At 58.6% G+C, this 12,579-nt stretch carries 14 protein-coding genes and 1 tRNA gene; 8 read left to right on the forward strand and 7 right to left on the reverse strand.

Features of this window, described 5'->3' with window-relative positions:
- Positions 1 to 157 precede the first annotated feature (157 nt).
- The 3 genes from ACQZ5N_RS03455 (at position 158) to ACQZ5N_RS03465 (ending at position 2,038) form a co-directional block, all read left to right on the forward strand.
- Positions 158 to 436 carry a helix-turn-helix transcriptional regulator gene (locus tag ACQZ5N_RS03455; RefSeq protein WP_448732105.1) on the forward strand — a complete coding sequence of 93 codons (279 nt, stop codon included), beginning with the start codon at positions 158 to 160 and terminating at the stop codon, positions 434 to 436.
- Positions 437 to 574: 138 nt separating this feature from the next.
- A complete protein-coding gene (locus ACQZ5N_RS03460) occupies positions 575 to 1,882 on the forward strand; it encodes a tyrosine-type recombinase/integrase (protein WP_448732088.1) in 1,308 nt (435 codons plus the stop codon).
- 43 nt (positions 1,883 to 1,925) lie between these two features.
- Positions 1,926 to 2,038 (forward strand) — tRNA-OTHER (locus ACQZ5N_RS03465).
- 170 nt (positions 2,039 to 2,208) lie between these two features.
- On the opposite strand, the gene ACQZ5N_RS03470 is transcribed toward ACQZ5N_RS03465, so the two are convergent.
- On the reverse strand, positions 2,209 to 3,045 hold the full coding sequence (locus ACQZ5N_RS03470) for a hypothetical protein (protein ID WP_448732089.1): 837 nt from the start codon (positions 3,043 to 3,045) through the stop codon (positions 2,209 to 2,211).
- Positions 3,046 to 3,123: 78 nt separating this feature from the next.
- On the opposite strand from ACQZ5N_RS03470, the gene ACQZ5N_RS03475 reads away from it, so the two are divergent.
- The 3 genes from ACQZ5N_RS03475 (at position 3,124) to ACQZ5N_RS03485 (ending at position 4,278) form a co-directional block, all read left to right on the forward strand.
- Positions 3,124 to 3,375, forward strand: a complete 252-nt coding sequence (locus ACQZ5N_RS03475) for a hypothetical protein (RefSeq protein ID WP_020810465.1) — start codon at positions 3,124 to 3,126, stop codon at positions 3,373 to 3,375.
- A gap of 201 nt (positions 3,376 to 3,576) precedes the next feature.
- On the forward strand, positions 3,577 to 3,807 hold the full coding sequence (locus ACQZ5N_RS03480) for a hypothetical protein (protein ID WP_003524760.1): 231 nt from the start codon (positions 3,577 to 3,579) through the stop codon (positions 3,805 to 3,807).
- Positions 3,808 to 4,089: 282 nt separating this feature from the next.
- On the forward strand, positions 4,090 to 4,278 hold the full coding sequence (locus tag ACQZ5N_RS03485; RefSeq protein WP_003524758.1) for a hypothetical protein: 189 nt from the start codon (positions 4,090 to 4,092) through the stop codon (positions 4,276 to 4,278).
- Positions 4,279 to 4,514: 236 nt separating this feature from the next.
- On the opposite strand, the gene ACQZ5N_RS03490 is transcribed toward ACQZ5N_RS03485, so the two are convergent.
- Entirely contained in the window at positions 4,515 to 4,763 is a 249-nt protein-coding gene (locus tag ACQZ5N_RS03490) for a hypothetical protein (RefSeq protein ID WP_003524756.1), read from the reverse strand.
- 679 nt (positions 4,764 to 5,442) lie between these two features.
- Here ACQZ5N_RS03490 and ACQZ5N_RS03495 point away from each other — a divergent pair.
- A complete protein-coding gene (locus ACQZ5N_RS03495; RefSeq protein WP_080851886.1) occupies positions 5,443 to 5,880 on the forward strand; it encodes a PACE efflux transporter in 438 nt (145 codons plus the stop codon).
- Positions 5,881 to 5,903: 23 nt separating this feature from the next.
- Here the strand turns inward: ACQZ5N_RS03495 and ACQZ5N_RS03500 are convergent, their stop codons facing one another.
- From ACQZ5N_RS03500 to ACQZ5N_RS03520, 5 genes are all read right to left on the reverse strand, one after another.
- Entirely contained in the window at positions 5,904 to 6,869 is a 966-nt protein-coding gene (locus tag ACQZ5N_RS03500; protein WP_448732090.1) for an alpha/beta hydrolase family protein, read from the reverse strand.
- Positions 6,870 to 6,981: 112 nt separating this feature from the next.
- Complete coding sequence (locus ACQZ5N_RS03505) at positions 6,982 to 7,587, reverse strand: ABC-type transport auxiliary lipoprotein family protein (protein ID WP_080851881.1); 606 nt, start codon at positions 7,585 to 7,587, stop codon at positions 6,982 to 6,984.
- Positions 7,588 to 7,602: 15 nt separating this feature from the next.
- Positions 7,603 to 8,973: an MlaD family protein gene (locus ACQZ5N_RS03510; RefSeq protein WP_059760131.1), complete on the reverse strand. Its 1,371-nt coding sequence runs from the start codon at positions 8,971 to 8,973 to the stop codon at positions 7,603 to 7,605.
- An 8-nt stretch (positions 8,974 to 8,981) separates the two neighbouring features.
- The gene (locus ACQZ5N_RS03515) at positions 8,982 to 9,818 is read right to left on the reverse strand and encodes an ABC transporter ATP-binding protein (protein ID WP_035223193.1); all 837 of its coding nucleotides are present in this window, start codon (positions 9,816 to 9,818) and stop codon (positions 8,982 to 8,984) included.
- A gap of 10 nt (positions 9,819 to 9,828) precedes the next feature.
- Positions 9,829 to 10,989, reverse strand: a complete 1,161-nt coding sequence (locus ACQZ5N_RS03520; protein WP_448732091.1) for an MlaE family lipid ABC transporter permease subunit — start codon at positions 10,987 to 10,989, stop codon at positions 9,829 to 9,831.
- Positions 10,990 to 11,132: 143 nt separating this feature from the next.
- Here ACQZ5N_RS03520 and dgcA point away from each other — a divergent pair, with 143 nt between their 5' ends.
- On the forward strand, positions 11,133 to 12,116 hold the full coding sequence (dgcA, locus tag ACQZ5N_RS03525; RefSeq protein ID WP_448732092.1) for an N-acetyl-D-Glu racemase DgcA: 984 nt from the start codon (positions 11,133 to 11,135) through the stop codon (positions 12,114 to 12,116).
- The last annotated feature ends 463 nt before the right edge of the window (positions 12,117 to 12,579 follow it).

Raw genomic sequence — 12,579 nt, forward strand, 5'->3', positions numbered from 1 at the left:
GAAATGGCCCGCCGACGCGATGGAGCATGTAGCATCGCTGCAATCCGAAATCACCCGCCTCCGTCAACTCCTATCCGAAGCCGAGACGCGCGAGAGGGAGGCAAGGGAATTCAACAGCGCTTGGGCAGAGGCAGCAGCAAAAGCCCTTGATGGAGATATGAGAGAGCTACGCATCCGCGTTCAACTATCTGGCTCAGAATGGGAGGCTACTAGTTCAGAGCTTCGTCAAACTGATCTGGTCACAATATCTGAATTGACGGAGCGATTTGGCATATCTCCGATGACACTGCATCGGTGGAGGCGAGATCAGCGCGTAAATTTCCCGAAAGAAATACGGGTCGGAAGGCTAGTTCGATTTAGCGCTCGCCAAATCGAACAATGGTTGAACGATCAGGCAGCCTCCGGCCGAGCGGCGCTTGAAAGGAGCGAGGGATGACGAGACGCCCATCCTTAATCCCATCTGGGAGCTGGCCAGTGAGAATGACTGCAGAAGTCGCGGCTGGTTATTGCGGGGAAAAGCACGTCGAGGACTTTCTGGAGCGCGTCGGGTCAACATACCCGTCTCCGAGAGTTGTTGACAGCACCCGCCGGAAGTTCTGGTATCGAGATGATCTCGATAAAGCCATGGGCCTTGATGGCCAACACATATCGACGTTTGGAGCACGGTTCCGTGAAAAGATCAGGGAAAAGCGGCACAGTGGAACTGCCTAAGCACGTTCACCGGGTGACGAAGCGCCGCAAGGATGGCTCATCCACGGTCTACACCTTCTACACCCGGTCACGAAACACGAAGGAAGCATGGCCTTCCATCGCCCTACCTGATCCGCTTGACCGGGATTTCTCTCTGCGGCTTTCGATCTGCGAAAGCATGGAGAGAGACAATAAGGGCTTCATCCTCGACGGGACCCGCCTCCCCGACATCAAGAGCGAGGAGTTTTGGGGGAAGGCTGAAAAGGCATTCTCATCAAGAGTGCGCCGCGGTCGGGGAGGCGTGAAAGACTTCAAATCTCTGGTCGAAGCCTTCCAGAGCGAGACAAACCCCTCTTGGACCGAGCTGGCACCGTCGACGCAGCGCGGCTACAAGGCGTCCGGCACCATGATCGTGGAGACGTGGGGAGACATGCTGCCCTCCGACCTGACGACAGTTGACGCTCAGGAGGCCATAGACGAGCTAGGAGAGACGCCGGCGACCGCGAACCAATTTAGGGCCTTCCTGTCCCGCCTGATGTCATGGGGCGTTCCCCGAGGCTACTGCACGACCAACGTGGTTGAACATACCGAGAAGATACCCGGCGGTGAACCATGGGTTCCGTGGCCGAATTGGGCCTTCGAGATCATGTTCGAACATGCCCCCTTCCATCTCAAACTCATCTGTCTGTCGGCCTTTTTCACTGGCCAGAGACAGAGCGACGTCATCAAGATGAAAAAGCCCAAGTCGGGCGACACCACGATGGAAGTCCGAGCCCAGAAAACAAAAAACTCCGTCTGGATACCGATCCACTCCGAATACCGGAAATGGATGGATCGGGCGCCAAAGTCGGACAGCATTATGCTGCACGCTGGTTCTCGCACGGCATCGTACAAGACGGCCGACGGGTTCCGAACCGAATGGCAAAAGCTCATGAACAGAGAAGAGTTCAAGCCATTTCGAGAGAACAGAATCGTGTTCCACGGGCTGCGAAAGAATGCGGTGATTAATCTGCTGGAGGTTGGCTGCACCGAAAGCCAGGTTGGCGCGATCTGCAATATGTCGACGCAGATGGTGCAGCATTACGGGCGTGAGGTTGCCCTTAGAAGCTTGGCGAAAGACGCCATGAAGCTGATGGAAGACCGGTGGAAAGAAATTGAGCCCTTGGCCTTCCGAAACAGTGGTGATAAATAGCTAATTGCGGTTCCCAATTCACCAAACGTTCTCGGTTTATCTCGGGTGTATTTTGGAAAGATTGGAAACCGCTAATATTGTTTTCTCAGTCTTTATTCGCTTTCAATATAACTCTTAATCAGCGGGTCGTAGGTTCGAGCCCTACATCACCCACCATTAACTCCTTGATTTATCATAAAATTAACGGACGCAGCCAGCGTCGGCCATACGGGCCGATGAGGCCTTGGGCAAGCTGCCAGCCTTGGACGCCGTCCGTTAAAAAGGCGGCTTGCGCCGCCTCTGTCGGTATTCCCAAAGCGCATTGTTCACGCGGAGCTAGAAGCCTCTCAGCGGCATTGCCCCGCCAGCTCGATACCTTCCTTGATCAGCCCTTCATTGACCGCAAAACCGGTCTCCCGCCTGAATTTGCTACCGAGAACGGCAACCAGATTGCCGACATTCGGGGAGCCGTCAGTACCGAAAAGCTCAAGATTGTCATTGACCCCGACGTTCACGCTGGCCGCCATGCCCCGCGCAACGCCATCGGGGCAATTGCAGCTCCCGCACTGGCCGGCCACCGGAGTGCCGTTTGCGGGTTTTGCGCAGAGAGGACCTTTGAAGCCTGCAGGCGGCTGCGGACCGCCAGTGCATGATCTGCCCCAGCCGTTTCGAACCCCGACGGTGCCCAGCGTATCGCACCAGGGTGAGTAGGTCTCGGCAATCTGCATTGCAGATCGCAATCCCCTGCGGTTCTTCGAGCAATAATCCCGGACAACTGCGCGCACCGACCATTTCGGATGCTCAAAGATGGCATGACCGACCCTATCGTTGCTAACTGCCCCTTGCCAGCTTCGCCCCATAACGCATCCGTAATTATTCATTTTTACGCAACGCAAGCGGTTCTGGTGGCGCTGCAGGTCTGCCGCGTCGAACCTCAGGGCCTGACCATTATAGGTCAAATATTCGGAACCAAATTTTTTCCAGTCAGGAGCTGAATCCTGAGCAACAGACGGCGATATGACGAAGAGAAAAAATGCAAGCGTAATAAAAACGACCCTGATCATCTGAAAATCCCCATTTATAACCCCGAAGTAATAAAACCATAATTCCCGTAAAACGCGAGTCAAATTTAGAATTCGACTTAATGTTTTCATCAACTCTCTGCGGCGGGAAAAGATGTTCATTCCTTCTCAAGGCGGCCGAAACGGTGAATATAGATCTCTCCGTGACGCCGTTTCCCCAAAGCTGTCTCAATCGTCCTTATGATCGGGACCATGAGATTGCTCATCAACATATTGCTTTTCATTCTCGGCGCGGTCGGGAGCGGGATATGTGCGTTTTTATTATCGGCAGCGCTTGCCGATTCCGGATTTCTCGGCTCCTGTTTTGAGGGAAACTGCGCTTATGCGGCGCTTTTCATGGTGCTGCCCGTCACATGGTTCGTGCTTTTTGCGCTTTATGTGATGGCGCTGCTGATCTGGCGACGAAAGCCTTTCCGGAACGGAAGGCTCTGAAAACGAAGATGGCGACGTCATCGCCGCCGCGCACGCGTTGACAGCGATCAAGACTTGCCGCTAACGTCCGCCTGCTGGGGGATTCGCTGCCAGTGATATGCGGGCCTCATGAGCATACCCGATATCACCGGCCTCTGAATGTGCATGTTCCGATTTGCGTCTCGCGTATGTGGACATGACGGAAAACAGGGAGACCAAAGGATGCGGGCCGCAATCAATTCCCCGTCGCTTTCGATCGACACCATGGACTATCAGGCCGAGTGCCAGTTTGCGCTGGAACCTTCCATTCACGGGCTGATCGAAAAAGCGGAACATGCCGGCTGGAACCGCCAGCAGGCCGCCCTTGCCATCGTCGCGCTCGCCAGCGAGCATCTCACCGATCTATTGTCCGCCGGCGGCGTTCCCGCGCCGGATCAACGCCCCCTCTCCTGATACCCTCCTTAAGCCAGGCGGATCAGCGCCGGCGTCATCGAAACATCATCGTAAAAATCAACACAGCAGGTCCGGAGTGTCCCTGTCGACACTGCCGGAACAGGTTCGTGCTGTGAAGGTCGATGTGTGGGCAAAGCCGATCCCTCGCGCACCCGACGCAGCCTGTCGCGCGCCCGTCCGTTCATTGTGCCGGGCGCCAAACCGCCTGCCGGCAACCCTGCCATAGTGTTGACACAAGCCACCAATAATGAGAACATAAAGTGAACATTATGGAGGTCAGCGATGAACACAGCAGACGCAGCCATAGAAAATGCCCTCTCCGTTGTCGCCCGCTCCCGCGATATGCGCGAACGCGCGCTCGAGCGGCGGCGCGAGCTGCAACGGCGAACGGAAGTCATCATCACCCGGCCGCTTTACGTGCTCAAAAAGAACGAAGGGCCGAAACAGCTGTCGCTGAAACTCGACAGCTAGAGCACGCCCGGTTTAAACGGAATCGGTGGACGTGCTCTACCTCTTTGTTTTTACGCATTTTCCGGACGTAAAACCGCTTCGCACTTTTACTGGAAATGCTCTAGTCGCCGATGCAAGGAACCGGCAAGAGCGGCGCTGTGAAAGCGACGGTTGCCCCGCCTTCCTCCTGAAAGCAAAATCCCGTGCGGATCACCTCACGCACGGGATTTTCAGAATGAAGAGGTTGTTGTTCCTGTTTATTGCATGCGTTGCATTGCTGCTTCTGGTTCACCGGTCGTCGCAACCGTCGCAGGAAGGCGGTCGGTCTTTTTCAGGATGACGACTGGCTTTTCCACCGGATCTGTCGGCGGAACGATGCTTGCGGTTTTGAATTCACGGTCTACGGCAGGAACGGAAGCGTTGATCTGTTGATGACCTGCGCATTCCGCAAGCGCTGCACTGGCGGAAAAACCAAAGACAGCGGCGATAATGAGAACTGATTTCATGTCATTCTCCCTTCGCTCTGGTGGCGATCTCCAGTCTAGGTGGAGACGGGCCGGATTGAAAATCACACTTTAGAGACATCTAAAGCTCATCATCATTTCGGCAGTCGTCGTCATCGATGTGCGGGAGCAGGCAAATGCCGTCGCCCTTATTTCTTCCGCACATCCAGCGGATTTCGGCAAAGCGGTCTGCGAAATATCATCGCCACATAACTTCCCTTAAGAGAAATGAGGCTTGGCGTGTAAGTCGAAACCTTCGCCGTGTTGGCGGCCTTTATCGTTCTCCCCTCAGAGGAATTCTGCTGCATGGCACGCCTCCTTCCATAAGCAATAACGAAAATGCGCCGGTCTTGTTCCGCGCTCACGCGAAACAACGGTCAAGCGAGAAGACAAGGTGCTGCCGCCTGTTTCTTCTCCCCGCCGGGGAGAAGGTGGCCCGAAGGGTCGGATGAGGGGGCTAGCGCAGAGATATGCGGAGAGCGTGCCCCCCTCATCCCGCTGCCGCGGACTTCTCCCCGGCGGGGAGAAGAAACAAGCGGCGACCTTCCAGCCATATCCGAGGCCCCAAATGCGCAGTGCTTGAAAAATTCGCCCAAAACCTCTATATGCCTCAGCGCGAGGACGACCTCGGCCACATCGGCGACAGCATGCGGGACGGCCCGGTCACATACCGGAGAATGAAATGCGTTCCCTGCAAGATCGTATCCGCCACGCCCTCAGCTTCGAAATCATCGGCCTGCTGCTCATCATTCCGCTCGGTGCGCTGCTGTTTGGCATGCCGATGGAAGATATCGGCATTGTCGGCATCGTCAGCGCCACGCTGGCGACGGTCTGGAACTATGTCTACAATCTCGGTTTCGACCACGCCATGCAGCGGCTGAAAGGCACGACGCTGAAGACGCCCGCCCTTCGGGTCGCCCATGCCGTGCTGTTCGAACTCGGTCTGCTGATCGTGCTGATGCCCTTCATCGCCTGGTATCTGAATATCAGCCTTGCCCACGCGCTGGTGATGGATATCTCGTTTGCGCTGTTTTACGTGGTCTATGCTTTTGTCTTCAACTGGAGCTACGACCGGGTTTTCCCCCTGCCGGAATGGAAGTCGCAGCAGGACGCCGCCTGACCGGCACGGAAAGGAACGATGCCTCAGCGCAGCGACGCCTTGAAGAAGCTGACCACCTCGGCGTTGAAGCTGCGGTGAAACCCCGCCCGGTCAAAACCCGCCGCATCGCTGCAAATCTGGGGCACGGCCTTTTCCATCTCGGCGGGGCAAGGGGCGATAAAGGAAAAGTGCCCCGCCCCTTTTACCATCCGATAGTCCGGTTTCACCGGCAGATCGTCGCGCAGCCTTGCAACATCCTGCGGCGCGACACCATCGCCGCCGCGTTCCGAACTCCAGAGCTGGACGGGGATCGTGATATTCTTCAGGTCGCCCGCGCCGGGAAAGGCATTCAACGGGTCGGCGGCAACCACAGCCCTTATCCGCGCATCCTGACCGCCATGCTGCGGCAATGTCGTCTTCTGCCGCATCTGCGTGCAAATCGGCGCCTGCGGGTCAGGACAGGGCAGCCCGGCATTGGCAAAATCAGGCGTGCCGCCGGCAAGTACCAGCGCGGTATAACCGCCGCGCGAAAATCCGAAGACGCCGATCCGCCCGGCATCGATGGAACCGGCGTCGCTAAAACCTTCAAGCAGATGATCGAGCAACCGGGCAATATCCGCCGGACGGCCAGTCAGCGCGGAAAGCTCGCCCGCCTTCTTCATTTCAAGCGCATTGTCTCCGGGGTGATTGATCGCCGCAACAATGAAGCCGGCATCCGCCAGCGCCGCCGCCGTGTCCCGATGGCTGAAATAGGTGCCGCCAAAGCCATGGGAGATGACGATGAGCGGATATTTGCCATCAGGAACAGGGCAATCGCGCACGGCGGGCAAAAGGAAGGGACCGATCCTGACCTCTTCCGGCGCGGCCGCGCAGGGCGACCAAACCGCAGCCTTCATGGCAGCTTTACCATTCGCGGCAGGAACGTCGATCAGCCGGAGACCGGCCGCCATAGCGGCGCCCGTTCCAGACAGGGCGGAAAAGATAAGGCAAAGCAGCAGCAGAAATCGCATCACCAACTCACGGATCGAGCTCACGGATCGGGACCATTATGCATAGGCCGATCGGTGACCGGCGCTACGCGAACATAAAGCGGTTTCCTGTGGCGGCAATAACGCCGAGCACTTAAAGCGATTTCAGCGTCCATGCCACGATATCGCGCGTGGCGGCGGCAAAGGCCTGATCCAGCGCCTTCACGAAATTGGCGTTGCCGGAACCGCTGACGCGGGCGCTGGCGCGGAACACGTCCTGCGCCTTCACCGTGCCGTTGCGGTCGTTCAGGAGCTTCACCGATATCTCGATATTGGCGATATTCTTCGCCGTATCGATTTCGAAGGCGCGAATATCGGTCACGACCTGATAGTCGATTGCCAGCCCCTGCCCCGGCCGGCCGACGCCGCCGAGCTTGCCGGTATCCTCGAATGCTTCCACGAGCTTGGATTGCACCATGCGCGGCAGGCGGTCGCTCCATTGCGAATTGCCGAGATATTGCACCTCCGAGCCGGAAAGGCGCACCACGATGTTTTCGCTGTCGAGCGCCTTCAGGGCGGTCGGATCGGCGATCAGCAATTGCCGGCTTTTCAGCGAAGGTCCCTGCGCCACCGCCGCCGAAGAGACGGAGAGATCGAAAGTATCGTTCTTCGGCGCACCCGCGCAGCCCGCCATCAAGGCGGCAAACAGCGGAGCCAGAATGAGGGCGCGGCGCTGACGGCCGTTCATCAATCGTGTCATTGGCCCATACCCCTCTTAACGCCTTGTTCTGCCATCATATTGTTTCACGGTTTCGCCGCCGAAAATCAACCGCTGCGGATCGCGGTCGATATTGGTGATGGCATTGTTGAGATTGTCGACCGTGACCCGCGTGCTGCCGATCAGCGCCTGGAAATCCTTCAGGCCCGAGCTGGAGAAACGGGTCAGATTGTCGGCAATCGGCCCGATGCGGGCGTTGAGATTGTCCGCCACCGCCTTGAACGAGGTCAGCGTTTCACGCGCCTTGGCAAACAGCGAATTGGCGTCATCCGTGCCGAGCATGCCGTCCACCTTGGCGAGAATGCCGTCGACGCGGCTGGAGGCGAGGTTCAGCTTGCGGCCCATTTCTGTGAAGTCGGAAACCGCCTGGTCGATATCGGCACGGCGGGCGCCGACATCATCAGCGATCCGCTTGAAATTCGCCACAGCGTCACGCGCATCGGCAGTCGCCGCGGAAACATCGCCCACCACGGTGCTGACCTTGGCGGGGTCGACGGAAGCCAGAAGCTCATCCGCGCGCTTCACCACGGTCTGCACTTCCGTGCTCGCCGCTTCGAAGTTGCGCGCCGTGCTCTGCACCGTCTCCATGATGCCCTGAATGTCGCTGGAAGCGGAAGCAACATCCTTCGTCACCTTGTCGACATTCGACAGGATGGAATCGATCTTGCCGGCATCCACGGCCTTCACCAGATCCTCGATGGCGGTGAGCGTGCCGTCGAGACGGACCGAAACCGACTGCACGGTGGTGGAAAGGGAGCTGAGGCTGGCAATGAAATTCTTGATGCCGTCGGAATTGGCCGCCAGCGCATCGGAGAATTTCTCGGCATTGCGCACCGTCTGCGTCAACGGGCCACGCGCATCCTGCACGAAACCCTGCAATTCGCCGATGGCGCCATCGGCGCGTTTCAGAATCTTGTCGGCGGTGGCGAGCAGGTTGGTGACGCTGGAAAGATCGGCCGTCAGCTCGGCCGGAACGCCGCTTTCGACAGCCTTCTGCAGAATGCGCTCGCCATCCTTGTTACCGCCGGAAAGCTCGATATAGGCAGCACCCGTCAGGCCCTGAATTTCAAGCACGGCGCGGGTGGACGGGAAAACCGGGGCATCGGCCTGCACTTCGGTAAAGGCGATGGAATAGGCCGGGTCGTCGCGGTCAATGGCAAGACCGCGCACGGTGCCGACCGGAATGCCGTTGAAGCGCACGGGAGAACCGACGGAAAGACCGTTTGCGGAGCCGGGAATACGCACGACAAGCTGGGCCGTCGGGCCGCCACGACCGAACTCCGCCATCCAGTAAACGAAGCCGAATGCGGCGGCGATCACGATCAGCGTGAAAATTCCGACTATGGTGTAGTTCGCCTTGGTTTCCATGCTTCTTGTTACTCCACCGGATTTTCGTGTCTGCCGTCCGGAAGAACGACAGAGCGCGCCCGTTTGCCGCGGAAATAGGACTGCACCCACGGGTCGTCGCAGGCGAACATGTCCTGCAATGTCCCTTCCACCAGCACTTTCTTCTGGCCCAGCACCGCAATGCGGTCACAGACGGAGAACAGGCTGTCGAGGTCGTGCGTCACCATATAGACGGTCAGGCCGAGCGAATCGCGCAAGCGCGCGATCAGCATATCAAATTCCGCCGCCCCGATGGGATCGAGGCCGGACGTCGGCTCATCGAGGAAGACGAGGTCGGGATCGAGCGACAGCGCCCGGGCAAGCGCCGCGCGCTTGATCATGCCGCCGGAAAGCTCGGAAGGATACTTGTCGCCCGCATCGGGCTTCAGCCCCACCATCTCGATCTTCAGATAGGCAAGCTCGTCCATCAGCTTCTTCGGCAGGTCGAGATATTCGCGCATCGGCAGCTGGATGTTTTCCTTCACCGTCAGGCCGGAAAACAGCGCGCCCTGCTGGAACAGCACGCCAAGCCGCTGATCGAGCATCATGCGGTCGTCTTCGCTCGCCTTGTCGTAATCAGTGCCGAGAATGCGGATCGCACCCGCCTGCCGCGGCAGGAGCCGCAAGATCGCGCGCATCAAAACGGATTTGCCGGCACCGGAGGGGCCGATGAAACCGAGGATTTCACCGCGATAGACATCGAGGTCGAGATTTTCGAGTACGTTGCGGCCGTTGAAACCGACGGTCACGCCCTCGACGGAAAGCACCACCTCGCGGCCGTCTTTCCCGGTTCTGGTCTCCTGCGGTTTCTGATCCAGTTTCTCCAACGCGCCCTCCCTAAAAATCGATGGCTGCGTAGAAGATGGCGAAAAGACCATCCACCAGAATGACGACGAAGATCGACTTCACCACCGAGGAGGTGACATGCTGACCGAGCGATTCCGCCGAACCGCCCACCTTCATGCCTTCGACGGCTGCGACGATGCCGATGATGAGCGCCATGAACGGCGCCTTGATCATACCCGCTGCAATGGTCGATTCCTCGACAGCACCATGCAGGCGCGACAGGAACACTTCAAACGTGATGCCGGAATAAAGCAGCGCCACGATGGCCGCACCGAAAAGCGCTGCGAAATTGGCAAGAATGGTCAAAAGCGGCAACGCGATGGTGAGCGCCACCAGCCGCGGAAACACCAGAACGCCCACGGGGTTGAGGCCGATCACCTTCAGCGCGTCGATTTCCTCGCGCATCTTCATCGAGCCGATTTCCGCCGTGATCGCGCTGCCGGAACGGCCGGCGATCATGATCGCGGTCAGAAGCACACCGATTTCGCGCAATTGCAGAATGCCGACGAGATCGACAACAAAGACTTCCGCACCGAAATAACGCAGCTGGAACGCGCCCTGCTGCGCGATGATCGCTCCGATCAGGAACGACATCAGCATGATGATCGGCACGGCGCGTACGCCCATATGGTCGATCTGGTTGACGATCGCCGCCGGCGAGACGCCGCGCCCGCGCCCGAGCTTCATCTGCGCGCCGCGCACGGCCGAGCCGAGAATATACATGCCCGCCAGGAAATCCGCGCCGTTCTGAATGACGGCCTTGCCGATGGGCGCAAAAATACGCTCGACGAGCCCCACCTTCGCAGCGGCTTCGCCCTCCATCTCCACCTTTTCGGGCAACTGGCCGATGACCTCTTCGATACGGTCATTGCCCGTCACGGTGACGGTGGCGCCATTTGCCTCGAGGTCCTTGCGCAGGCGCTGGATGATCCATGCGCCCGTCGTATCGATGGCCTCGACGGAAGAAAGATCGATTTCCACCGGGCCGGCGGATTTGCTCTTTTCGATCTTTTCAAGACTGGGGAAAACACCGGCGAGATTGCTGTTGCGCCAGGAACCGCTCATGACAAAACGCAAGCCGCCGCCGGAGACGGAACCGTCTTCGGTGATTGCGGCCGGGTTCGCCTGTTGCCGTGTGTCCTGTTCTTGCATAATGCTCCGAGCGAGTGCAGCCGTCACGAGATTCTTAAAGGTTTCATAACGTTTTGCCCCCCGGCAAGCCACAGTGACGGCCGACAATTCGTGATAAATTTGGCGTCATGTGTCTTTTGCCGCCCAATCGGAAGTGAAAAAACATGCCCCGTTACCTTCAAGCCACAACGGAACGTTTTCCCGTCGCCGGCAGCTTCACCATTTCACGCGGCACCCGCACACATGCGGATGTCGTAACGTGCACCATCCGCGATGGTTCCTTTACCGGCATTGGCGAATGTGTGCCCTATCCGCGTTATGGCGAAAGCATCGACGGCGTCATCGCCGATATCGAGGCGATGGCGGAGCAGATCGCTAGCGGCGTGACACGGCAGGAACTACAGCAGGCGATGCAACCCGGCGCCGCCCGCAATGCGGTCGATTGCGCGCTGTGGGACCTCGAAGCCAAGATCACCGGCAAAACCGTTGCCGAGCGCATCCTTGGACAGGCGGCAAAGCCGCTCGTCACCGCCTACACCATCTCACTTGCCGATCCCGAGACCATGGCCGCAAAGACGGCTGAAAACGCAGGCCGCCCGCTGCTGAAGATCAAGACCGGTACGGCGGATGACGAAGCGCGTCTAAGGGCCGTGCGCGCCGCCGCACCCGAAGCGCGCATCATCATCGACGCCAATGAGGGCTGGAATGACTATAATATCGAATATTATCTGCGGCTTGCGGCAGAGCTGAAGATATCGCTGATCGAGCAGCCGCTACCCGCCGGCAAGGATGACATCCTCGCCCGCATCGACCATCCGGTGCTGATCTGCGCCGATGAAAGCGTGCATTCCACGAAGGACCTCGCCGCCCTGCGCGACCGTTACGATGCGATCAACATCAAACTCGACAAGACCGGCGGCCTGACCGAAGCGCTCGTCATGAAGGCCGAAGCCGAAAGGCTCGGCTTCACCATCATGGTCGGCTGCATGCTCGGCACCTCGCTCGGCATGGCGCCAGCGGTGCTGGCGGCGCAGGGCGCGGCCTTTGCCGATCTCGACGGGCCGCTGTTATTGGCGCAGGATCGTGAGCCGGGACTGGTTTATGAGGGTTCGCTGGTTTATCCGGCGCGGCCGGAATTGTGGGGCTAAGTCGTGGATATTGAAGGCAGAGAAACACGATAAGGTGCGACCTCGCCGCTTGTTTCTTCTCCCCGCCGGGGAGAAGGTGGCCCGAAGGGTCGGATGAGGGGGAGAGGTCAACGATGGGCCGAGAGCTTGCCCCCTCATCCCGCTGCCGCGACCTTCTCCCCGGCGGGGAGAAGAAACAAGCGGCATCCGCTTGCTCCATATGAGCTAGTCGAGGCTCGTCTATGAAGAACGCAGTCCTAACGAAATTTTGAGGATAGCGATTGACGTTCGAGTTTCGCGCGAATGCACCGCGCCGACCGTCAAAGTGGCTCTTGCAACATCGCATGAAGACGACCACCAGCTTTGCCGCACACTTGACGTCATCCTCGGGCTTGTGTGGAGGATTTGTGGTTTACTGGATGCATCAGCCGGGCATCGCAAACCCGGCTGATGCAGGCAGGCGGCCGTTTTTTCGGGCTGGTTT

The sequence above is a fragment of the Agrobacterium sp. 22-221-1 genome (assembly GCF_053522445.1).

Coding starts and splice junctions, on each gene's coding strand:
- ACQZ5N_RS03505 (WP_080851881.1), bottom strand. CDS start 7,587: ATGACACGATTGATGAACGGCCGTCAGCGCCGCGCCCTCATTCTGGCT.
- ACQZ5N_RS03520 (WP_448732091.1), bottom strand. CDS start 10,989: ATGCAAGAACAGGACACACGGCAACAGGCGAACCCGGCCGCAATCACC.
- ACQZ5N_RS03455 (WP_448732105.1), top strand. CDS start 158: ATGAGAGAGCTACGCATCCGCGTTCAACTATCTGGCTCAGAATGGGAG.
- dgcA (WP_448732092.1), top strand. CDS start 11,133: ATGCCCCGTTACCTTCAAGCCACAACGGAACGTTTTCCCGTCGCCGGC.
- ACQZ5N_RS03485 (WP_003524758.1), top strand. CDS start 4,090: ATGAACACAGCAGACGCAGCCATAGAAAATGCCCTCTCCGTTGTCGCC.
- ACQZ5N_RS03490 (WP_003524756.1), bottom strand. CDS start 4,763: ATGAAATCAGTTCTCATTATCGCCGCTGTCTTTGGTTTTTCCGCCAGT.
- ACQZ5N_RS03495 (WP_080851886.1), top strand. CDS start 5,443: ATGCGTTCCCTGCAAGATCGTATCCGCCACGCCCTCAGCTTCGAAATC.
- ACQZ5N_RS03480 (WP_003524760.1), top strand. CDS start 3,577: ATGCGGGCCGCAATCAATTCCCCGTCGCTTTCGATCGACACCATGGAC.
- ACQZ5N_RS03470 (WP_448732089.1), bottom strand. CDS start 3,045: ATGAACATCTTTTCCCGCCGCAGAGAGTTGATGAAAACATTAAGTCGA.
- ACQZ5N_RS03510 (WP_059760131.1), bottom strand. CDS start 8,973: ATGGAAACCAAGGCGAACTACACCATAGTCGGAATTTTCACGCTGATC.
- ACQZ5N_RS03475 (WP_020810465.1), top strand. CDS start 3,124: ATGATCGGGACCATGAGATTGCTCATCAACATATTGCTTTTCATTCTC.
- ACQZ5N_RS03500 (WP_448732090.1), bottom strand. CDS start 6,869: ATGCGATTTCTGCTGCTGCTTTGCCTTATCTTTTCCGCCCTGTCTGGA.